At 43.3% G+C, this 22816-nt stretch carries 17 protein-coding genes; 13 read left to right on the top strand and 4 right to left on the bottom strand.

Going from position 1 to position 22816, the window contains the following annotated elements:
* Positions 1–18: 18 nt before the first annotated feature.
* Together ACSBL2_RS19180 and ACSBL2_RS19175 are read right to left on the bottom strand one after the other, a co-directional pair.
* Positions 19–213, bottom strand: coding sequence for an Arc family DNA binding domain-containing protein (locus tag ACSBL2_RS19180; RefSeq protein ID WP_442588171.1), 195 nt, complete (start codon positions 211–213; stop codon positions 19–21).
* Between the two features lie 15 nt (positions 214–228).
* Positions 229–1086, bottom strand: coding sequence for an SPFH domain-containing protein (locus ACSBL2_RS19175; RefSeq protein WP_442588170.1), 858 nt, complete (start codon positions 1084–1086; stop codon positions 229–231).
* 255 nt (positions 1087–1341) lie between these two features.
* Here ACSBL2_RS19175 and ACSBL2_RS19170 point away from each other — a divergent pair, with 255 nt between their 5' ends.
* On the top strand, positions 1342–1947 hold the full coding sequence (locus ACSBL2_RS19170; RefSeq protein WP_442588169.1) for an alkaline phosphatase family protein: 606 nt from the start codon (positions 1342–1344) through the stop codon (positions 1945–1947).
* Between the two features lie 73 nt (positions 1948–2020).
* Complete coding sequence (locus ACSBL2_RS19165; protein ID WP_442588168.1) at positions 2021–3874, top strand: alkaline phosphatase family protein; 1854 nt, start codon at positions 2021–2023, stop codon at positions 3872–3874.
* 12 nt (positions 3875–3886) lie between these two features.
* On the opposite strand, the gene ACSBL2_RS19160 is transcribed toward ACSBL2_RS19165, so the two are convergent.
* Positions 3887–5584 (bottom strand): GH39 family glycosyl hydrolase, encoded by a 1698-nt coding sequence (locus ACSBL2_RS19160; protein ID WP_442588167.1) that lies wholly within the window; start codon positions 5582–5584, stop codon positions 3887–3889.
* A gap of 312 nt (positions 5585–5896) precedes the next feature.
* On the opposite strand from ACSBL2_RS19160, the gene ACSBL2_RS19155 reads away from it, so the two are divergent.
* From ACSBL2_RS19155 to ACSBL2_RS19125, 7 genes are all read left to right on the top strand, one after another.
* Positions 5897–6499 carry an RNA polymerase sigma factor gene (locus ACSBL2_RS19155; RefSeq protein WP_442588166.1) on the top strand — a complete coding sequence of 201 codons (603 nt, stop codon included), beginning with the start codon at positions 5897–5899 and terminating at the stop codon, positions 6497–6499.
* A 134-nt stretch (positions 6500–6633) separates the two neighbouring features.
* Positions 6634–7593, top strand: coding sequence for a FecR family protein (locus ACSBL2_RS19150; RefSeq protein ID WP_442588165.1), 960 nt, complete (start codon positions 6634–6636; stop codon positions 7591–7593).
* 117 nt (positions 7594–7710) lie between these two features.
* On the top strand, positions 7711–11103 hold the full coding sequence (locus ACSBL2_RS19145) for a SusC/RagA family TonB-linked outer membrane protein (RefSeq protein ID WP_442588164.1): 3393 nt from the start codon (positions 7711–7713) through the stop codon (positions 11101–11103).
* Between the two features lie 53 nt (positions 11104–11156).
* A complete protein-coding gene (locus ACSBL2_RS19140) occupies positions 11157–12668 on the top strand; it encodes a RagB/SusD family nutrient uptake outer membrane protein (protein ID WP_442588163.1) in 1512 nt (503 codons plus the stop codon).
* Positions 12669–12852: 184 nt separating this feature from the next.
* On the top strand, positions 12853–15144 hold the full coding sequence (locus ACSBL2_RS19135; protein WP_442588162.1) for a GH92 family glycosyl hydrolase: 2292 nt from the start codon (positions 12853–12855) through the stop codon (positions 15142–15144).
* A 202-nt stretch (positions 15145–15346) separates the two neighbouring features.
* Positions 15347–16183 (top strand): endonuclease/exonuclease/phosphatase family protein, encoded by an 837-nt coding sequence (locus ACSBL2_RS19130; RefSeq protein ID WP_442588161.1) that lies wholly within the window; start codon positions 15347–15349, stop codon positions 16181–16183.
* A 311-nt stretch (positions 16184–16494) separates the two neighbouring features.
* A complete protein-coding gene (locus tag ACSBL2_RS19125; protein WP_442588160.1) occupies positions 16495–17106 on the top strand; it encodes a GIN domain-containing protein in 612 nt (203 codons plus the stop codon).
* A 148-nt stretch (positions 17107–17254) separates the two neighbouring features.
* On the opposite strand, the gene ACSBL2_RS19120 is transcribed toward ACSBL2_RS19125, so the two are convergent.
* On the bottom strand, positions 17255–17923 hold the full coding sequence (locus ACSBL2_RS19120) for a hypothetical protein (protein ID WP_442588159.1): 669 nt from the start codon (positions 17921–17923) through the stop codon (positions 17255–17257).
* A gap of 545 nt (positions 17924–18468) precedes the next feature.
* Here ACSBL2_RS19120 and ACSBL2_RS19115 point away from each other — a divergent pair.
* The 4 genes from ACSBL2_RS19115 (at position 18469) to ACSBL2_RS19100 (ending at position 22729) form a co-directional block, all read left to right on the top strand.
* Positions 18469–19080, top strand: coding sequence for a GIN domain-containing protein (locus tag ACSBL2_RS19115; RefSeq protein WP_442588158.1), 612 nt, complete (start codon positions 18469–18471; stop codon positions 19078–19080).
* A gap of 524 nt (positions 19081–19604) precedes the next feature.
* On the top strand, positions 19605–20723 hold the full coding sequence (locus tag ACSBL2_RS19110) for a hypothetical protein (RefSeq protein WP_442588157.1): 1119 nt from the start codon (positions 19605–19607) through the stop codon (positions 20721–20723).
* Between the two features lie 176 nt (positions 20724–20899).
* Positions 20900–21478 (top strand): RNA polymerase sigma factor, encoded by a 579-nt coding sequence (locus tag ACSBL2_RS19105; protein ID WP_442588156.1) that lies wholly within the window; start codon positions 20900–20902, stop codon positions 21476–21478.
* A 111-nt stretch (positions 21479–21589) separates the two neighbouring features.
* Positions 21590–22729: a FecR family protein gene (locus ACSBL2_RS19100; RefSeq protein ID WP_442588155.1), complete on the top strand. Its 1140-nt coding sequence runs from the start codon at positions 21590–21592 to the stop codon at positions 22727–22729.
* The last annotated feature ends 87 nt before the right edge of the window (positions 22730–22816 follow it).

Genomic DNA, 22816 nt, shown 5'->3' with positions numbered 1-22816 from the left:
ATAGCAAATCTAGTAATTTTATATTTGCCCGTCAGATTCTTTTTTAACAGACTTCGAAGAAGAGGATTTTTTACGGGCCTTAATGGCCGTATGCAGCAGATACTCGATCTGTCCGTTGGTACTGCGGAATTCATCAGCTGCCCATTGCTCCAGGTCTTTGAGCAGCTGAGGATTCATTCTGAGTACAAATGCTTTTTTCTCTTTGTCAGACATTGCCGGACTTATGGATTAACTGTATAAAGTTCCTGTATTCACTACAGGCTGAACATTGCGGTCTCCGCACAATACTACCAGCAGGTTACTCACCATAGCTGCCTTACGTTCCTCATCCAGTTCTACGATATTTTTCGCCGATAAGCGATCCAATGCCATCTCTACCATGCCCACTGCACCTTCAACAATTAGTTTTCGTGCTGCAATTACGGCAGTGGCCTGCTGACGCTGCAACATGGCGCTGGCAATTTCCTGCGCATAGGCCAGGTGTGAAATTCTCGCTTCAATGACCTCGATACCTGCCCTGGATAACCTTTCACTCAACTCAGATTCCAGTAGGGAACTCACTTTGTCGGCACCATCCTTCAAGGTAATGGTAGCTTCCTCATCTTCAAAATTATCATATGGAAATATATTGGCCAGGTGGCGTACGGCCGCCTCGCTCTGAATGGTTACATATTGCAGGTAATCTTCTACTGCAAACATGGCCTTTGCGGTTTCCCTGATTTGCCATACCACCACGGCAGCAATCTCAATCGGATTTCCCAGTTTGTCATTCACTTTAATCTGGTGACCGTTTAAATTCCGTGCTTTCAGTGATACTTTTTTCTTCACGGTCAGTGGGTTTACCCAAAAGAAACCGTCTGTTTTCACTGTGCCCACATATTTACCAAAGAGGGTAAGCACTTTGGCATCATTGGGATTGTTGATAATCAACCCGGGAGCCAGCAGTATTAAATTAAGCACAAGCACAACAGCACCTATAACAGGATGATGTGTGGCAAAAGCAAAAGCACTTCCGCCCAAGAGGAGCAGAAACAATACAAAGGCGAGATAACCCGAAGGTGGCGTAATAATTTTTTCCTGATACATATTGATATTAATTTGATATCATAAAGTAAATGATAAATACCTGTAAATCCAAATTAAATTTACTCATTTATAGTTCTTTATCGGCTGACTTGATCAGGGGAGCCCATTGTATTCCTGCGCTGTTAAAAAAAATCTATGCGCTCGTAGCTTTACCCTAATGTCTGGGTTTTCAGGATCAGGTTCCGTAAATTTAACGTAGAGCAATGGTTTTAGTAATACACATTGTTTACTATTGCATCCATACAAACGGTTAACATGAGCGAAAGCAGGAGAGATTTTATAAAGAAAGCAACTTTACTTACAGGTGCAGCGGGAATATTCAGCGTTCTACCCGCTTCCATACAAAAAGCAATGGCCATTGATGCCGCACCAGGAAGTACCTATATGGATGCGGAACATGTGGTTTTCCTGATGCAGGAAAACAGGTCTTTTGACCATTGTTTTGGTACTTTAAAAGGGGTCCGCGGATTTAATGATCCCCGGGCTATCCGGCTGGCAGATAAAAATCCGGTATGGTTCCAAAGTAATGCTGCTGGTAAAACTTATGCCCCTTTCCGCCTTAACCTGAAAGATACGAAGGCTACCTGGATGAATTCCCTGCCGCATTCCTGGGAAAACCAGGTGGATGCAAGAAATAATGGTCAGTATGATAAGTGGCTGGACAGCAAGAAGTCGGGAAATAAGGCATTTGAAGAAATGCCCCTCACCATGGGCTATTATAACCGGGAAGATCTGCCTTTTTATTATGCACTGGCAGATGCCTTTACGGTATGCGACCAGCATTTTTGTTCATCGCTGACAGGCACGAGTCCGAACAGGCTGTTTTTCTTTTTCCGGCACGATCCGTGCAGAACAGCATGAAAATTCGAAAGCGCATGTCTGGAATGGAGAAATTGACCATGAAGATATTTACTGGACTACCTTTCCCGAACGGATGGAGGAAATGGGGATTTCCTGGAAAACCTACCAGAATGAGCTGAGTATTCCTGTAGGTTTTGAAGGGGAAGAGGAGGATTGGTTAGCGAATTTTACCGACAACGACCTGGAATTTTTCAAGCAGTACAATGTGCGCCTGCACCATAAACACCTTGATTTCATGGAGCGGTATGCAGCAGCGCTCCAGGAAAGAATACAAAGTTTACAAGGAAAGAAGGATGCTGAATCTTTAAAAGACCTGGAGGTCAAACAACAGCAATTGCATCAAATAAAAGAAGACCAGAAGATCTGGAACAGGGAAAAGTTCGATCAGCTGTCCGACCGGGAAAAGAGTATCCATAAGCGCGCTTTTGTCACCAATGAGAAGGATCCCGATTACCATAAACTGGTGGATATGACTTATGATGATCAGGGGACTGAACGTACAATGAAAGTGCCTGCGGGTGATGTGTTGCATCAGTTCAGGGCTGACGTTGAAGCGGGTGAACTGCCCTCCGTTTCCTGGCTGGTACCACCCTGTCATTTTTCAGACCATCCTGGCTCACCCTGGTATGGGGCATGGTATATTTCTGAAGTCATGGATATCCTGACCAAAAATCAGGAGGTCTGGAAGAAGACCATATTTATTATTACCTATGATGAGAATGATGGGTATTTCGACCATGTTCCTCCATTTTTACCTCCGCATACGGCAAACCCTGACACAGGAAAGGCCTCTGCCGGAATGGATACCAGGGTAGAGTATGTCTCCATGGCGCAGGAGATCGCCCGTGGCAGGGAGGATAAGAGGGAAAGTGCCATTGGATTGGGATACCGCGTTCCTATGCTGGTGATTTCCCCATGGTCGAAAGGCGGTTGGGTGAATTCAGAAGTACTAGACCATACCTCTAACCTGCAGTTTCTGGAATACTTTTTTAGTGCGAAACTAGGTAAGAAGCTAGTAGAGCCTCAGATCAGTGATTGGCGCCGGACGATTAGCGGGGACCTTACCTCGGTGTTCCGTGTGGCCGATGGGGTGAAGGAAAAATATCCTGAACCCCTGGAAAAGGATAAGTTTATCCAGGGTATCTACAATGCAAAATTCAAGGCACTGCCATCAGAATTTAAGGCTTTGTCTAAGGAAGATATAGCCGCGGTACAGGCAGATTCTTCTGCCGGATCAATCCTGCCCAAGCAGGAGCCGGGCATTCGCCCTTCATCGGCAATTCCCTACCAGCTGTATGTATCTGGTCAGTACAGTGCTGCCGAAAGGACATTCCAGCTTGCTTTTGAATCCAGAAAAGAGGTGTTTGGAGAAAAAACGGCAGGGAGTCCGTTTATCGCTTATTTTCCCGGGAAAACCACTCAACAGGGAAACGATGGTACTGTAGACTTGAACCCTATGCACAGCCGCTATTATGCAGTTAAGGCCGGGGACCGTATTACGGACCATTTGCCGCTCCATATATTCGAAAACCAGCAGTATCATGTACAGGTGTATGGCCCTAATGGTTTTATGCGTGAATTTAAAGGAAGTGGTGCCGATCCGTCTATTGAATTGACCTGCAATTATCAGGCAGACAGGTGGAATAAAAACCAGCTGAGCGGCAATATAGAACTCAAATTGCGCAATCTCCATCCGGGTAAACATTACGGGGTTCGGGTAACTGACCATGCGTATCGGGCTAAACCCAAAAATATCAGCTTAAAAGGGGGTGCGGCTTCCAATGTGATTATGGACCTGCATTCCAGTTATGGCTGGTATGATTTCAGTGTGCATATAGAAGGAGACCAGGTCTTTGAACAGCGGTTTGCCGGCAGGGTGGAGACCGGGAAGCACAGTTTCAGTGATCCGTTTATGGGAAGGGTGTAATGCATCAGTTATTTACCAATCCACTTTAATCAGCGCAACAGCCTGTCTCATTAGGGTTAATGGGACAGTAAGTTTGCCCGACTGTATACTTGTTTTTTTCGTCAGGATAAGTTTTAGCTTCCCCGCTTTTTCAAGCGTTGCTATTTGTTGCGGGCTGGGCTTTTGTGGCGATCCCATCTTTTTCCAGACTTCATAGGAATTGCTGTTGTCCTTGTCTATCAGGTAAATGTTCAGGGTCGCTTTTTTTGCTGAGATATGCTCGATCGTTACATTTACCGTTTCTGCTGCTGCGGGTTTATCTTCATCATGATAGTTCCAGACCATCACCGCTGCATGTTTTGGATCATTTGTTGCCAGTGCACCTATATCAGACTGAGCACCGCGTATACTGGAATCGAGCACATGTTCTAGAGGATACATACGGTTACTTTCGGTGAATACCCTCTTTCCGGTCATCATGCCGAACATTCTGAATACATTGAGCACCGGTTTATCGACCCCATTTGTTGCCAGGTCACGGAAACCGTAAAACCAGGGCTGATCTTCAAATTCAAAAGACCAGGATACCGCCCCAAGGAAGTTGACATGGGTCTGGTCAGCAAGTAAATATTTCCTTGCGAATGTTGCTGCGGTATAACTCGAATACATCGTACCATTCCGGTAAGCATTTTCAGGGTTTGTAGCCATGCCACATGCTGCACAGCCTTCAGGATCAGACTCTCCGATAATAATGGGTAAATCTTTGGTCTCGGGATAAGATCTGGTGATCTTAAAACCTGTTTGGATGTCCCTCATTTGTGGCGACATATTCATACGCACTGTTCCATCAATTAATTTCGGCCAGCCTTTGGCATGGAAAAGTATTGCATCAAGTGGCGATCCTATTTTCCCGGTAGCATAGTTGGTCCCTGAAATACAATGCCTGATAAATTTATTCATCCATTCCTGTGCCCCTTTGGAAGAAGTTCCTGCAATGTTTAAACCTCCTATTTTTGCTGTAGGCAAAGCACGTTTAACCCCGTCCGCCGCATAATCATACAGTTTAAGAAACTCATCGGGGGTACCTTTCCAGTAATGCCCATTCGGCTCGTTCCATACCTCCCAGTACCAGCTCTCCACTTCTTTTTGGCCGTAACGTGCTACTGAATGTTTGACCCATTCATAAACCAGGTTGCGCCATTTGTCATAATCCTTAGGGGGATATGCCCATCCTGTTATAATATCCGTATAGGGATCGCCCGGTTTCCAGTGATGTCTGTAAGGCTGAGGATGGGAAGATAAGGCTTCAGGCATAAACCCGATCTGTGCCAAGGGTTTCATGCCCCGCTCAATGTAGGTGTCAAAAATACTGTCTATAATTTTCCAGTCATAAACAGGCTTCCCTTCTGCATCTTCCGTATAGGCATTGGTAGAACCCCATTTTAAGGCGGCAATACCATCACCGCTCACCAGCAGACTATGGGTGCGGACATACACAGGAACGCTACTCAAAGCAGCAATTTCTGAAAGCAGCTTTTTACCGTCTTTCATGTAAGTATAATTCGGTTCATCATATCCAAACCAGGACCATACCGGCTCCATGGGGGCTATTTCCTGCTTAAGGTCTACCTTGATGGAAGCGGTGGCTTTTTTTGCCTCCTGTGAAAAAAGGGGAGTCAAACTGCATAACAGGGAACAGGATAGCAGGTAATACTTCAGGTGTTTAAGCATAATGGATATCGTATATATAGTGCTGGCTTTATTCTTTGGAAAAATTGTACTGCTCTTTTCTGCTAATATAAATTATAAATGGATTTCTTATCTATAAGAGGTTGAAAATTAGTTGAATGTAACAATAAAGATAACAGGATAGAGCTATCCGGTCAGTCGTCTGCTTTTTTTTCATCACCAGGGCCAGGCCTTATGAAAAATTAATTACTGTTGCCCTTGAATCTATTCAAAGGGAAGCGGATAAACCTGCTTTTTTGAATTTCTTAATACTGTCTTAACCTGAAAGGAATTATTTTTGCCGGTACACAAACTATGGATCTCGCAACGGACAGTATACTTTTCCAGGCAGTACAGCAAAATGACGACCGTAAGGCATTTGATAAGCTTTACCTCATGTATTGGGAAAAAATGTTCAGCATCGCCTGGCACCGTACCGGTGATGAGGATTTAACCAAAGATATCATACAGGATCTTTTCATTAGCATATGGCAGCGCAGGGCTGAAATAGTGATCCATACTACCTTCGGACAATACCTTGCAGGAGCACTTAAATACAGGTTAATTAGCTACTACCAGTCGGAAAAGGTGAAACATACGGTTTTTGAAAAAGTTTTCCGGCGGATGACTGAGATCAGCAATACCATGGATGATCTTTCGATGTACAAGGAACTGGAGGAAGCATTGGGGGCAGAGCTGGAAGAAATGTCGGAGAACATGAAGAATTCATTCCTGATGCGCCTGGATAACTTCTCTATCAAAGAAATCGCAGCAAGGTTAAACCTGGCCGAACAGACCGTAAACAATAACCTCACCGAAGCTGGTAAACGGCTGCGTAAAAATCTGGCCCACCGGTTCAATAATGGTCAGCTGGGCATGTTGGTCTGCATTATTGAACTGATCGCCTCCTCCAGGTAACTGTATTGGTTTTGCCCGTGCAGTGTCCCGAATGCGCTTTCAGTTGATTATCTATTCTTAACAAACACTTAACACTAAATAGAAGTAGGTTTCGGGCTTTTCACTGACTTCATTGTATAAAAGCAATAGAATACGTGAAGCTAAAAATTTTTAAAAAACTACTGAACCGCTATCATCATCAGGAAGCAAATGAGGCAGAGAGGGAACTGGTCGACAGCTGGTATGCATCGTTTGGCGAAGACCAGGATATTGAACCGTTGCAGGACAGTACTAAAAAGCGTGAGCTGCGCAACAGTATGCATGCGCATATCACTAAAAAAATAAATTCGGGACCTGGAATCAGGATCCGGATGATCCCTTACCTGAAAGTTGCGGCGGTGCTTCTGCTCATCGGTACTGTCGCTGCCTATTGCTATCAGAATTTCTTTTTACCGGTGGAAGAACTGGTTAAATATACCTACGTTTCTGCGGGACAGGGAAAAATGAAAAAGCTGACCCTTCCCGACAGCAGTGAACTTTGGCTGAATGCGGGCAGTACCCTGCATTACAATGCTGCCTTTACCAAAGGAAAATCAAGGGTTATTATATTGGATCGTGGCGAGGTATTTTTTGAAGTGAAACCGGATAAAAACAAACCATTTATTGTTCATGCGGCCGCCCTACAGACCAGGGTTTTGGGAACCTCATTTAATATCCGCTCTTATGAAGAAATTGACGAAGTAAAAGTTACTGTACTTACCGGGAGGGTACAGGTCAACCATAAAAACAAATTGCTGGGCGTCCTGCTGCCGGGGCAGGAAATTGTTTACCATAAAAAAACAGATTCCGCAACTACAGGTAGCGTGAATGCCAGCCAGAGCAATGCCTGGATCAACGGGGAGACTTACCTGAGACAGGCATCATTCAACGAACTGGCACTCAGCTTTAAGAATAAATACAATATCACCCTTATCGCAGGAAACAAAGCCGTGAAAGAGTACCGGTATAGCATTAAACTGGATCAGACCACACCTATTGAGCATATTGTAAAAGCCATTTGTTCTATTCACCAATCTAAATATAGGAGGCACGGCGATGAAATAGTTATCTACTAAAATAAACCGGTCCCCGAATGAATCGGAAACCGGAAATGTTAGAACAGGAGCGTTCTCAAGGCTTATCCTGTTTTTAACCCAATAACAAGTGTTTACCCATTATCAAGAATCAAATTTATGAAATTATTCTTTCTGCCACTGCAGCAAGTTATGAGAATATCTGCAATAATCGTTTTAATTCTAGTCACGCTGACAGACATACTGGTTGCTGAACCGGTGGAAGCCCAATACCTGCAAAAGCAGGTGGACGTCAGTTTTAAAAATGACAATGCCTGGTCGGCTTTACGCCGTCTGGAAGAACAAAATATAAAAATAGCCTATGATACCCGTTTATTCGACCTGAGCAAAAAGAAAATAGCCGATAAAACCTTCGGACAAAAGACTGTTGCAGAGGTGCTTAATTATCTGTTCAGCCATACCGAGGTGACTTATAAGGAGTCGGATGGATTTATTACGCTCCTGCTCAAAAAACAGCCTTTACGGATTAAAGGAAAGGTGCTGGATGAAACAGGGCAGCCTTTGCCTGGTGTTTCTGTTAAACTGAAAGGGGCAAGTGCAGGAACAATGACCAGCCAGACAGGAGAATACTCCATTGTGATCCCTGATGAAAATGCTGTTTTGGTGTATAGCTATATCGGCTATGAAACAGCTGAAATTCCTGTCAGGGCTAAACGTGTCATCGATGTTTCCCTTCGTCCTGTGAACTCATCGCTTGACCAGGTGGTGGTGATCGGTTACGGTACACAAAAGAAATCTGACTTAACCGGATCTGTGGGAAGTATCAAAGCCAGCCAGTTGCTGGAGCGACCTGCAATCAATGTTGAACAAGGAATAGCCGGAAGAATAGCCGGTGTGAATGTCTCTACCAATTCCGGTCGCCCGGGCGGAAGAACAAGAGTTCGTATCAGGGGATTCAGTTCCATTAATGCAGCGACAGATCCTTTGTATGTGGTGGATGGAGTGATCCTTACTTCTGGAATTTCCAGTATCAACCCAAATGACATTGAAACGATCGATGTGCTGAAGGATGCTTCTGCAACGGCTATTTATGGTACAAGGGGAACAAATGGTGTAATTATCATTACCACAAAACGCGGTAGCAAGGATGGTAAAATTACATACGACAGTTATTTTAGCATGAGTTCCCTGGCAAGAAAACAGGAGGTACTGAATGCTGAAGAGTTTCTTTATATCGAAGATCAGGCTTATATCAATGCGCAGAAGTTTGATCCCGCAGGTTTTGCCTCCGGAAAGTATAAGGATCCCGCAGTGAAGAGAATGCAATACCTGGAAGGGAATACTGCCGGAAGGGCTGAATTGTTTTACCTGGATGCCCAGGGCCTTGCCAAACCTCTATATGATGTAGACTGGCAGGACGAAGTTACCCATGACGCCCTTAGTCAGGGACACAACCTGGCCTGGAGCGGAGGTGATGATAAATCAAATTACGGCCTGTATATGGGCTATGCGAAAGACAATGGTATTATCCGGAGTACTTTCCTGAAACGCTACAGCGCGCGTGCGGTGGTGGACAGGCAGATGAAAGACTGGCTGAAAGTTGGTGGAACAATCAGTTATTCCAGTACTGAAGAACGCCGTGCTGATGATTCTCAGGGTGGAAATAATGTCACCCGACAGATTATTGAGATGGTGCCTTTTATTCCTTATAAATATCCGAACGGGACTTATGGAAGAAGGATTGATTATGAAGGACTGGAAAAAGGAGATAATCCGCTGGCCCAGCTGGATGAAAACATCAGTACCTATAATGTGAATGCATTTACCGGGAATGCCTATGCGAACGTGAAACTGATTCCGGGACTGGAGTTTAACAGTACCATCGGTGCCAATGTAAGGAACCAGTATGCGCCATATTTTAACAGTACGCTATCCGATCTTTCGGTAGGTCTGGGTAGAAATTACGCAAGGATCTCCAGCGACCAGTCGAAGTTCTGGCAATGGACTAACCGACTGAATTATACCAAAACGATTAAAGAAAACCATACCCTGAATGCGCTGGTAGGTGCTGAATACCAGAATTATAACTATCTGGGTTGGTCGGCAGCAGCCCAGGATATGTCGGACGATTTTTATAAATGGAACAATCTGGGCGCAGGAGCAACCTTGCAGCCTTCTTCATCAAGTTCTACGGCATGGCAGATGGCTTCCTACTTCAGCCGTTTGAATTACAGTTATAAAGGGAAATATTTGTTTACTGCGACAGGCAGGTATGATGGTTCTTCCAGATTTGGAAAGGATAACAAATACGCATTTTTCCCTTCTGCTGCGTTAGCATGGCGGGTGTCTGAAGAGAATTTTATAGCCAAAGACAGCCAGATCAGTAACCTGAAATTACGTTTGAGCTACGGCCTTACCGGGAACTCTGAAATCGGTGAATACCGCTCTCAGGCGAACCTGGGTACCAACTCTTATATCTTTAATGGCACCCTGGCTTCGGGAACGATCATTTCCTCCCTGGCTAATCCGGAGCTGAAATGGGAAAAAACAAGTCAGCTGGACCTTGGAGTTGATTTAGGCCTGTTTAAAAACAGGGTTACCCTGGAAGCCGATTATTATGTGAAAAAGACCAAGGATTTATTGCTGGCTGCACCAGTGCCTGCCAGTAGCGGTTACACGACGCTTACCCGTAACATCGGCAGTCTGAAGAATACCGGTTTTGAGTTCAATATCAATACCTTAAACATTGAAGGCCAGAATTTCTCCTGGAGAACAGGCTTCAACTTTGCCTGGCTGAAGAATGAGATTACGGCACTGGGAACCAATAATGCGGATATCCTGATGACCCCGGATTTCCTTGGACGTACCAATATCCTGCGTGTAGGTGAATCGGTAAGTTCATTTTATGGACTGGTCGCTGAAGGTACCTGGGGTACTGCTGAAGAAGCACAGGCCGCTAAATACAATAAAAGACCCGGAGATATTAAATATAAGGATATCAATGGCGATGGACAGATCAATGATGCCGACCGTCAGATTTTAGGTAAGGGTATCCCTGATTTTTATGGAACATTGACGAATACACTGAGGTACAGTAATTTTGATTTTACGGTTGAACTGCAATATTCACAGGGAAATGATGTATTCCGTCTTTCTGAGCATTCCTCGCTCGACCGTACCGGACTTGCGAATAGTTTTGCCGATGTGCTGAACGGATGGACACCTGAAAATCAGAATACACCTATTGCCCAATGGAGACCTACAGGTGCAGGATATGATACCAAACTGGATTCGCGTAAAGTGAGTGATGGTTCATTCATCCGTGGAAAAAACATCATGCTCGGCTATACTTTTACCCCGCAGCTCGTGAAGAAATTGGGCGTAAGTAACCTCAGGCTTTTTGTTTCCGGACAGAACCTGTTCCTGATTACGAAGTATAAAGGGTATGATCCTGAATCTACTACCTTCGATGATACTTTCTCGCAGGGCATAGTTTTCCACGATTATCCTAAAGCTAAAACTTTCCTTTTTGGTATTAATGTATCCCTTTAATCATCAGTGTATTACTCTAACCATGCTGTTGAGCATCCTTTAAAATTTAAGACATGAATAAGATAAAAAATATACTATTTGTTGCGCTATTGCCACTGGTCACTTCGCTAAACTGGAGCTGTAAAAAGTTCCTGGATGAAGAGAATAAAACTTCCATTACCCAGGAGAATTACTTTACTACCCCTACACAGGCACAGTCGGCCGTAGATGGTATTTATGATTATGTAAGAAGTGCCTTCCAGAACCGTGATGGGATTGGCGAAGCGCCCTGGGCATCTATGGAATTCCTTGTGGGACATGCCACAACCGCACAGAGTCTGTACAACATCAACATGATTAACCACAATGCTTCCACAAGTGATCCGGTTTTCAGTTCGGTATGGAATAATTTATATAAAGGAATATCAAATGCTAACCTTTCGCTGCAAAAGATTCCTGGGATCACGATGGATGAAGCCAGAAAGAAATCTTTGCTGGGCCAGGCGTACTTCCTGCGTGCGTTCTATTATTATCACCTGGTGAGGTTGTATGGAGATGTGCCTTTAATTACGGTTCCCGTAGATGCAAATAGCCCTTTTCTGTATCCTGAACGCAGTTCTTCACAGTCCGTTTATGATTTGATTGTCAGCGACCTTAAAATGGTAGAGCAATCCGGACTGGCGAATGTGGACCAATCGGGAAGGGTGTCAATCGGTGCCGCAAAATCATTGCTGGCAAGTGTATACCTTACCATGGCTGGTTTTCCACTGAATAAGGGAGCAGAATATTATACCCTTGCAGCCGCTAAGGCAGAAGAAGTGCTTGATGCCAAATGGTACACTTTATTTTCTGATTACTATTTCCTGCATGACCGTGCGCACAAGAATAAAGAAGAGCTTATCTTTCAGGCACAGTTCTCCGGTACCGTGGCAGGAAACAGGATTATCTCTATGATTACTCCGGCGAATATTGGTATTTCCAAACTTTCCGAAGAACAGGGTGCAATCATGGCCAGGGATGAGTTTGTGAAATCTTATGATGCGGCCGACAAGAGAATCCGTGAGAAACAATTTTATTTTACAGAGTACCTTTCCCGTGATGGTTCTTCGATAAAAAAATTCGGTCAGTATGCGATTTATAAATACTGGGTGGAAGAAGCTGCAGGCCCTACGGGTGATGCAAACTCGGATATGAACTGGACTTTCTTACGCCTTCCGGAAGTGATGCTGATCTATGCAGAAGCGACGAATGAACTAAGCGGGCCTACAGATAAAGCAAGGCAGCAGCTGAAGGCGATCCGCGACAGGGCGGAAATTGTTACACCAGCCCTGGCTTCGCTGACCAAAGCATCTTTCAGAGAAGAGATCTGGAAGGAACGTTACCATGAAATGTCTTTCGAGAATAAAGCCTATTTCGATATCCAGCGTACCCGCAAGGTATACGACCTGAAGAATAATGTGTTTACCGATGCACTTACTTTTACGAATGAAAGTGCCGTTCGTTTTACTGAACGCTATCTTTTATGGCCTTTGCCACAAAATGAGCGTGATACGAATACCAAACTTACACAGAATGCGGGCTGGTAATTGAGCTGCTGGTTGTAATTGACATTTACCGATGAAACTATCATGGGCCTACAGTTCCGCGCTAGCGGAAATACAAGCCCGTGGTAGCTTCATCCCTTTAAACCGATCTCTAGTGAATTCTTGAAAACCTATGGAGAACACAGTAAATAGATTAATAACTACTGAAAAAACAAATAATTTTCTGATGAATAACAGTATTAAAAAGTACTTGTGGATTGCCTGCCTGTGCATGAGTAGTATCTGCTTTGCACAACAAAAAAATCAGGATATAAAATATGAGGACCTGGTCAATCCTTTGGTGGGATCCGACTCTAAGTATAGCCTCTCCAACGGAAATACTTATCCGGTAATCGCCATGCCCTGGGGAATGAATTTCTGGACACCACAGACAGGAGAGATGGGGAGTGGCTGGATCTACACCTACAGTGCTGATAAAATTAAAGGACTGAAACAGACCCATCAGCCCAGTCCCTGGATTAATGATTACGGCCAGTTTGCCTTGATGCCGGCAACGGGAACACTGAAATTTTCCGAAGAAGAACGCGGAAGCTGGTTTTCGCATAAAGCTGAAATCGCACATCCCTATTATTACAGCGTTTTCCTGGCCGACCATAATGTCACCGCCGAAGTGAGTCCCACGGAGAGGGCAGCGGCTTTCAGGTTTACTTTTCCTGCAGGTGATTCTTCCTACCTCGTTATTGATGCACTTGATAAAGGTTCTTTTATCGAGGTATTACCCGGAGGCAGGAAAGTGATTGGCTACAGCACCAAGAACAGCGGTGGCGTACCCGATAACTTTAAGAACTACTTTGAACTCAACTTTGACCAGCCCATCGTAAAGTCGGTGATCTCGCGTAATGGCAAGGCAGACCAAAAAGTAAATAGCGCAACAGGAGAGCATGTGATGGTGGCTGTCTATTTTAAGCTGCCTAAAGGAGGGACCGTGAATGTAAATGTAGCTTCTTCTTTTATCAGCCAGGCGCAGGCTTCCCTGAATGGCAAAGAAATAGGCAACAAAACTTTTGATGAGGTAAAAGAAAGTGCCAGGTCGGCCTGGAATGAACAATTGGGCAAAATCAAGGTAGAAGGTGGAAGTATAGACCAGCAGCGTACTTTTTATTCCTGCCTGTACCGCTGCTTATTATTCCCGCGAAAGTTTTATGAGATAGATTCAGCGGGTCAGGTGGTTCATTACAGCCCTTTTAATGGTAAAGTTACCCCAGGATATCTTTTTACAGATACCGGCTTCTGGGATACTTTTCGTTCTCTGTTCCCTTTTCTGAACCTGGTGTATCCATCTATGAATGCCAAAATGATGAAGGGGCTGGAAAATACCTATAAGGAAAGCGGATGGCTGCCCGAATGGGCAAGTCCCGGACACCGCGAAAGTATGATCGGCTCGAATTCGGCATCGATCATTACTGATGCTTACCTGAAAGGGCTAAGGGGATTTGATATCAACCTGCTTTATGAGGGATTGCTGAAAAATGCGGGGAATGAGGGGCCTATAAGCTCTGTCGGCCGTAAAGGTGCTGAATTTTATAACCGCCTTGGGTATGTGCCCAATGATGTGGAAATCAGGGGGAATGTGGCCCGTACCTTAGAATATGCCTATGATGATTTTACGCTGCTTCAGCTGTCGAAAGCATTGAAACGTCCGGAGAAGGAAACGCGTTTGTTTGCCAAGCGTGCGCAAAATTACCGGAATGTGTTCGATAAGGAAAGCGGACTGGTACGGGGGAAAAACCAGAAAGGTGTGTTTTATTCCCCTTTTGATCCCTTCGATTGGGGACCTTCTTTTACTGAAGGAAATAGCTGGCACTGGACCTGGTGTGTATTTCATGATATTGAGGGACTGAAACAACTCTCAGGCGGGAATGAAAAGTTTGTAGCCAGGCTGGACACGGTGTTTACACTGCCGCCTATTGTGGGACTGGGTGGCCGTAAAGGGCAGATCCATGAAATGCGGGAGATGCAGGTGGCAGGAATGGGACAATATGCGCATGGTAACCAGCCGATTCAACATATGCCTTATCTGTATAATTATGCCGGCCAGCCCTGGAAATCCCAATACTGGGTGCGTGAGATCATGAACCGTTTATATCTGCCTACGCCTGATGGGTATTGTGGCGATGAGGACAATGGGCAAACCTCTGCCTGGTATGTTTTTTCTGCTATGGGATTTTATCCTGTCACTCCGGGAACAGACCAGTATGTCATGGGAAGTCCGTTGTTTAAAAAAGTAACGATAGCCCTTGAAAATGGGAAGCACATCGTTATCTCTGCTCCTGAAAACAATGCCGATAACAGGTATATCAAAAAGTTAACGCTAAATGGTAAAGTTTACCCGTTTAACTGGTTAAGTCACAAAGAACTTAGCCAGGGGGCTGTACTGGATATTGACATGTCACCTGTACCAGAGAAAAATAGAGGGATCAGGAAACAGGATTATCCCTTTTCTTTTTCAGGGAAATAAACAAAAAAAAGGAGCAGAACTGGAAGGTTCGCTTACAGCGGCTGAACCGGCAAAGAAGAAGGACTTTATCCTATGCCTGCAAGCGTGTCACTCATGAAGAGGAAGGCTTTACCCGATAGGGTAAAATTAATCGGAGTGAATAGAGACAAACTGAGTAAATAAAGAATTGATGGTTGATTTTACTATCGCAAACACACACATAATGAACTTAAAAAAAATACTGATCGTCATGGTCATTTTATGTATTGGTAAATTAGAACTGCATGCGCAGCAGCTGAATATTGCCAGTTACAATATCCGATACAATAATCCGGGCGATTCTCTGGATGCCTGGCCGCATAGAAAAGACATGCTGAAAAATATGGTCCGGTTTTATGATTTCGACCTCTTCGGGGTTCAGGAAGCATTAGCGGGACAAATAAAAGATCTTTCAGCAATGGATGCGTATAGTTATGTGGGCGTAGGCAGGGATGATGGTAAAGAAAAGGGGGAATATGCTGCAATCTTCTATAAGAAAGAGAAGCTAAAGCTGCTCAACAGTGGTACTTTCTGGTTGTCGGCCACAGATACCAGGAAACCAAACAAAGGCTGGGATGCTGTTTTGCCAAGGATTTGTACCTGGGCGAGTTTTGAAGATAAGAAAACAGGTGTTAAGTTCTATCATTTTAATACCCATTTCGACCATGTAGGGGTAGAGGCGAGAAGGGAGAGTTCAAAACTGATCATGCGTAAGATGAAGGAAATTGCCGGGAATTCGGCCATGATATTAACAGGTGATTTCAATGTTTCACAGGATAATGAAAGTTATCATCTGTTTAATAATTCCGGATTTCTTAAAGATGCCTTCGAAACAGCTGCCATTAAGCTAAGCGAGAACGGAACCTTTAACGGGTTTAAGGCAAAATTATCTGAAGAGAGGATAGATCATGTTTTCTTAAGTAAACAGTTTACAGCGCAGCGTTATGGTGTGCTGACTAATTCCTTCATGGGACACTATCCATCAGACCATTTTCCTGTGATGGTAGTGGTTGCTGAATAGATGATCCTTTTTAAAGGTGATCAAGCCATTATAAGCTTATTCATTACGGTTTGTAAGCTGTAAGCTTATGATGGTTTCATCAAACCATCAATTAGGGTATAAGTTGAATATCCATAATCTTGCTTTTGAATATATTTTATTCCAAGAATTTCAATCCTGTTACAAAAAAATTGTTCGGGTTGGTCGAATAATTTCAGGCGTTTGTCGAGAGCGCTGTGTTGATGGTATAAAGCAGGGAAAACCGCTGAAACGTTTCCATGATCGTGTTGTCTTACTTACAAAAAAAGATAAAAACCTTAAAAAAATAGATTATGAAAACTTTGACAAAAACAGTATTCGCTTTATTATTAACAGCAACAGTAGCAACAAGTTCAGCATTCAGCAATCCGGTAACGGCAATCGGTAATCCGATGACTGCAACTGGTATAGAAGTTCCGGTAACCACGCAAAGTTTCAACAGGATCTGGGTTGCCGGGAATGTGAAAATTATACTTACCCAAAGTGAGAAAGAAGGAATTACGGTAGGGGAGGATTTCAATGCCAAAGAAACTTCTCTTCAGCGTTCAGGACAAACCTTGTATGTCAATTCCACCGCTGAAGGACAGGTGACCATTCAGGTTGCCGTAAAGGATCTGCACAGGATACAGGCTGCAGGAAATGCTGTGGTTGTGATGAACAAAAGCTTTGAAGTAAAAAATCTACAGTTATTTTTAAGTCAGCAGGCTAAAGTGAAAGTAAATGCAAAAATAGAAAGTTTATATACGGTCATCACTGAAGATGCCACACTGAAAATAAATGGCTCTGCTGCTGAACATATACTGATGGCGAGTAACATGAAAAATGTGAAATTTGGCGAATTTCTGGGCTCAAGGTCTAATCAAAGCCCTGATGAAAAGATCAAGTTAGCCTTATTGGCGAAATAGCATCAGCGAATACTTTAGTAGCGTCAAGGTAAAATTCCCGGATAATTGTCCCGCTCGCTATGCATAGCGGGGATAAATACCAAAAGAAAGAGATCATAAGATGTGTAGGCAACATCAGATATGATCTCTTTTTTAGTAGGGTTTATAATTATTTTTTACTACTGTAAGGAAAATTTTTAGACGTTTTTTTCATCAAATCATCCACCAGTAGTTTTGTAGAATATTCATAGTCATTGGTACTGACAGTATATCTCCATAACAAACTTCCCGTACTGGCATCATGAAGGGTGATGGTTGTAGCTGCCAATCCAGTGGGTTCCGGTAATTTTGTTGATTGCTCAGCTGGTTTTTTATCGCCCGACTTCGAATCTCCACGTCCACCTTTGGTGCTGACATTGAGTTGATTACGGTGCTCAATCTCGTATTTTCCTGAAATGACTGCATCTACACCTAAAATACGGGCAATTTCTTCCTTGGTAAGCTGATGAAGGTTGTTTAAAGCCGCAGCTTTTTCTAACAGAATATTTGTCTTGTCAATATCCTGGAACTCTACGGTGTTTTTATCTGAACGGTCAAGAAGGAAATTATATAAGGAAGACTGAACTGTTTGCTGGAGATTTATTTCATTGTTCGCATTGAGTTCCATATCCAGGCGCCTGTCAGGAATCTTGTAGGATATTCTCGTTTCAAACGGTAATATCGCAACAATCTTATGCTTCGTTACTGCCTCTTTGAGAGCAGGACTGGAGTAGGTTTGCGCTTTAACAAGCGTGTGACTGCCGATGTACAGCAGTAAAAGGAAGAAGATCTTTTTCATTAGGATACAATTGTTTTTTAAAGGTGATGAAGCGATCATCAGCGTATTTATTGCTGTTTGTCAGCGGTAAGCTTATGATCGTTTCATCTGATAGATTTCATTTGTGTAAAACAATAGTAGGAAAATATATTGATTCTATGTGAAATAATTCATCTTACCCATTTTTATATGGCTACTCATGAAGCAAAGCACTAATTAAAATTCCAGGCAATAGTAAGGCGGACGGTGATGGCTCTTCAATTGCCGATTATAGGATAACAGTTCAGTTACTCCCTGTAGCAGTATTTCCAACTTTTAAATTGGGTCATTGTCATAATGGTCATCAGTGGCTAGTTATCTCTCCGCCTGTTTTTACCTCAATCATCTGCACAGATTCCAAGAATTTCAATCCTGTTACAAAAAAATTGTTCGGGTTGGTCGAATAATTTCAGGCGTTTGTCGAGAGCGCTGTATTGATGGTATAAAGCAGGGAAAATCGCTGAAACGTTTCCATGATCGTGTTGTCTTACTTACAAAAAAAAGATAAAAACCTTAAAAAATAGATTATGAAAACTTTGACAAAAACAGTATTCGCTTTATTATTAACAGCAACAGTAGCAACAAGTTCAGCATTCAGTAATCCGGTAGCGGCAATCGGCAATCCGATGGTTGAAAGTGGTATAGAAGTTCCGGTAACCACGCAAAGTTTCAACAGGATCTGGGTTGCTGGTAATGTGAAAATTATACTTACCCAAAGTGAGAAAGAAGGGATTACAGTAGGGGAGGATTTCAATGCCAAAGAAACTTCTCTTCAGCGTTCAGGACAAACCTTGTATGTCAATTCCACCACTGAAGGACAGGTAACCATTCATGTTGCCGTAAAAGATCTGTACAGGATACAGGCTGCAGGAAATGCTGTTGTCGTGATGAATAAAAGCTTCGATGTGAAAAATCTGCAGTTGTTTTTAAGTCAGCAGGCCAAAGTGAAAGTAAACGCAAAAATAGAAAGTTTGTATACGGTCATCACTGAAGATGCCACACTGAAAATAAATGGCTCTGCTGCTGAACATACACTGATGGCGAGTAACATGAAAAATGTGAAATTTGGCGAATTTCTGGGTTCAAGGGCTAATCAAACCCTTGATGGAAAGATCAAATTAGCTTTACTGGCGAAATAGCATCAGCGAATACTTTAGTTGCGTCAAGGTACAATTCCCGGATAATTGTCCCGCTATGCATAGCAGGGATAAATACCAAAAGAAAGAGATCATAAGATGTGTAGGCAACATCAGATATGATCTCTTTTTTAGTATAGTTAATATTTATTTTTTACCGTTTTATCTGTTAAATAATAAAAGCTGAGTGATGAATTGATACTATCCCTGGGCTGTGATGAAATGTAATAAAGGTATCACATTAAAATCTTAAGTCGACTGGATTGGTAGATTAAATATTAATTTTTTATGTTTGTGATATCACATGAAAATAACAGTAGTCAGCAGCATCCAAGCCCGTTCGGGCCTTGTCTCCGGGCATCACTTTATCAAGGGCATTTCATCTCATGTCCTGAAGTATTGTTGTTGTCTGTAACGCTGTATACTATTCAGGTAATAGCTGAGAGGTTGTCCTAAGTTGCCGTATGGTGTGTGGTTAACCCTTCTATTCCTCAGTCGATTTATTGTGTTCCTATAATTTTTATTGCATGGCTACCCCTTTATCGCTTTTATTTAAAGCCGCTGTTTTTGTCGTTATCCTTATTTTCAGCCAATCTTCCGTAGCACAAGTAGTACATCACGGACAGTTGTCCGCATCATCCTATGGTTCGGCAGAAAGATTCTTATCAGCCAATCCGGATCGGTTGAAAAAAAATGCCCTTGTAGACACTGCTGCGGCAACTGGAAGTTCGGAACAGGAAGAAAAGCTGCAGCACTACCTTCAAGACCTTGGCCTCTCCGGCCAGCAGTATAACTATCAATCGAAAAAGAAGTTTTACTACCATTTAGCCAATGTATTTGTCCGCCTGAGGTTGTACCCCCTGGCGATGAAATGTTTCTTCAAGGCTATAAAGTCGAATACGGGAAGTACGGATAGCCTTACCTTAAAAGTTTCCGGCCTGCATCCCATTCAGGATGGAGCTTTGGCCATCTGTTCCGCAGATGATGCTATGGTGGGGCTGAAAACACAGGCACTAAAAGATCAATTAAAGCAGCGGAAACAAAAGGGGAGAAAAAGCCGGCCCACAAGCTTTTCGAAGATCAGCGGTAATTTTGACGATGGAAAAAAGGCCGTAGCCTATGCTTTGCTGCTACATGTCAAACAACCTGCCCCGGGCAAACGTAAAATATTTGTATGGACAAATACAGGACATACCTTTATCACACTGATCAAATACAATACAGATTCGACTTTCGCCTCTGCATCATTCGGTTTTTATCCGGACAAGGATCAGCTACTTTCGGCAACTCCTGTTGCGCCAACTACCTCTGCGGTATTTAAGGATGATGCTGCTCATCTGTGGGACGAAATCATGGGTAAGTTTATTTCACACCATACTTTTCAAAATATCCTGGAGCTGACCAGAAAATTTGAGGGAATGACTTATAACCTGAATGACCAGAACTGTACCGATTTCGGTTTACAGGCTGCCGGTCTTGCAGGTATCCATATTGGCGATACTTTTGGCAAGTGGCCTTTTGGCAGGGGAAATAATCCTGCGGTGACCGGACAAAGTATTTTAGAGGGTAATATAGGCGATCGTACAAATGAAGATGAGGTGTTCATTGATCATACTGTTGACGATCCGTTGGCAGCATATAATTAATGTTTTTTTTTCAGGTGTATAGAGCTGTTGAAAATGATTTTTTGAGAATTTATACGCTCATTTTATGACTGAATGTTCTGTTTAGTAGTCTTTGGAGAATGAATTTTGTAATTATTTTGTGATAATGGTCATAATTTATATGATATTGCATAAACAAAGCAAAATACAGTCGGTTTATGTTGTTGTATGGCCAATTTTCAGATGTTGAACTCATCGCTGCCTTAAAACTGGGCGACCGTGCTGCATTTGCTGAAATTTTTGACCGCTACAGTGACCTGTTGTATGTACATGCATACAATAAACTTCGTCACAAGGAAGAGGCAAAGGATATGGTGCAGGATGTATTTATAAAACTATGGGATAAACATGGCCAGCTTGAAATAAAAAGTAATCTTTCCGGATACTTATATGTGATGGTGAGGAACAGCATCTTTTCCCTGATCAGCCATAAAAATGTGATCAATAATTATTCTGCCGCCTTCTGCAAGTTCAGGCTGGAAGGAGAGGCGGTTACGGATCACCTGATCCGGGAGAAACAACTGGCAAAGATTATTGAAGCTGAAATTGCAGCCCTTCCACCCCGTATGCGTGAGGTGTTTGAACTGAGAAGAAAAGAGCATCTGAGTAACAAACAAATCGCACTAAGATTGAACATTTCTGAATTAACAGTTTCAGACCAGATGAAGAAAGCCCTCCGGCAATTAAGGCTCCGCATGGGACTTGTTCTTGCGATTGCCGGGTATTTATTGCGCTAATGCCCAGAATCCATTTATCCCCCGTATTCCACCTTCATGAATTTTTTTTAAAAACCATATCCCCAATCGCTCTTTCTGAAAAGTCTTACTGATATGGAGCCTGGAAATCTAATGGATAAAGAAGCAGAAAAATTCAGATTGTTATTGCAAAAATACAATGAGGGCTTGTGCACATCCGAGGAAATGGCATGGCTTGAATCATGGTACCTGCAATGGAATGAATCACGGAAAGAATCAATGTCAAGGGCAGCACTCGACGAAACCACTGAAGAAATGTGGAATGTCGTTTCAGCACAAACCACTGAGGTACCTGTTTATAAATTGTGGCCACGCATAGCTGCCGCTGCAGTTGTACTCCTGACTGTTGGAGCAGCTTTAGTGTTCTTCCAGAACAGAAGCGAAACGGAGAAAGTGGATAGCCTTGCACAAGAAAGCTACAAACAGGATATCCAACCCGGCGGCATTAAAGCCACCCTTACCCTGGCCGATGGCCGTAAGATTGTGCTGGATGGAGCGAAAAATGGTGTTTTGGCGAAACAAACCGGCATCAAGATCACCAAGACTGCTGATGGTCAGCTGATCTATACCATCGCCGATTCCAAATCGGCCAGTCCCTCGGCTTACAATACGATTGAAACCCCTAAAGGAGGACAGTACCAGATCCGCCTTCCTGATGGTACACAAGTGTGGCTGAACTCAGGTTCATCCATGAAATATCCGCTGTCTTTCGCCGGCAGTAGACAGCGCAGGGTGGAACTCAATGGAGAAGCTTATTTCGAAGTGGCACCGAATAAAAAAAGTCCTTTTATCGTGAAAACAGCAAAACAGGAGGTGGAAGTCCTGGGAACCCATTTTGATATCAATGCCTATCCCGATGAGCAGCTGACAAAAACGACACTCCTGGAAGGAAGTGTGAAATTAAATGGCCGCACCAGGCTGATACCAGGTGAGCAGGGAATCAGCGCAGGCGACAGGGATATTCAAGTGAAGCAGGTCAATACCGATGAAGTGATGGACTGGAAGAACAAACAGTTTATTTTCAATGAGGAGGAGCTGCAAAGTGTAATGAGAAGAATTTCCCGCTGGTATGATGTCGACATCGTTTATGAAGACAAACCGCAGGATCTGAAGTTTGTGGGGGTAATCTCCAGCACCAGAAATGTCTCCGGTGTTTTAAAGCTTATGGAACGGACCAAAAAAGTACATTTTAAAATAGAAGGCAGAAAGATAATCGTGCTCAGCAAGCAGTAGTTGTTAAGCCAGCCTGGGTATTCAACAGGAAGATCGATTCATAAAACAATCAACACACCAATTCATAACACCAAAAACTAAAACCCA

This window comes from Pedobacter sp. AW31-3R, from assembly GCF_052180285.1.
Taxonomy (GTDB): domain Bacteria; phylum Bacteroidota; class Bacteroidia; order Sphingobacteriales; family Sphingobacteriaceae; genus Pedobacter.
The sequence above is the reverse complement of the archived record's forward strand: the minus strand, read 5'-3'. Positions and strand labels throughout refer to the sequence as shown.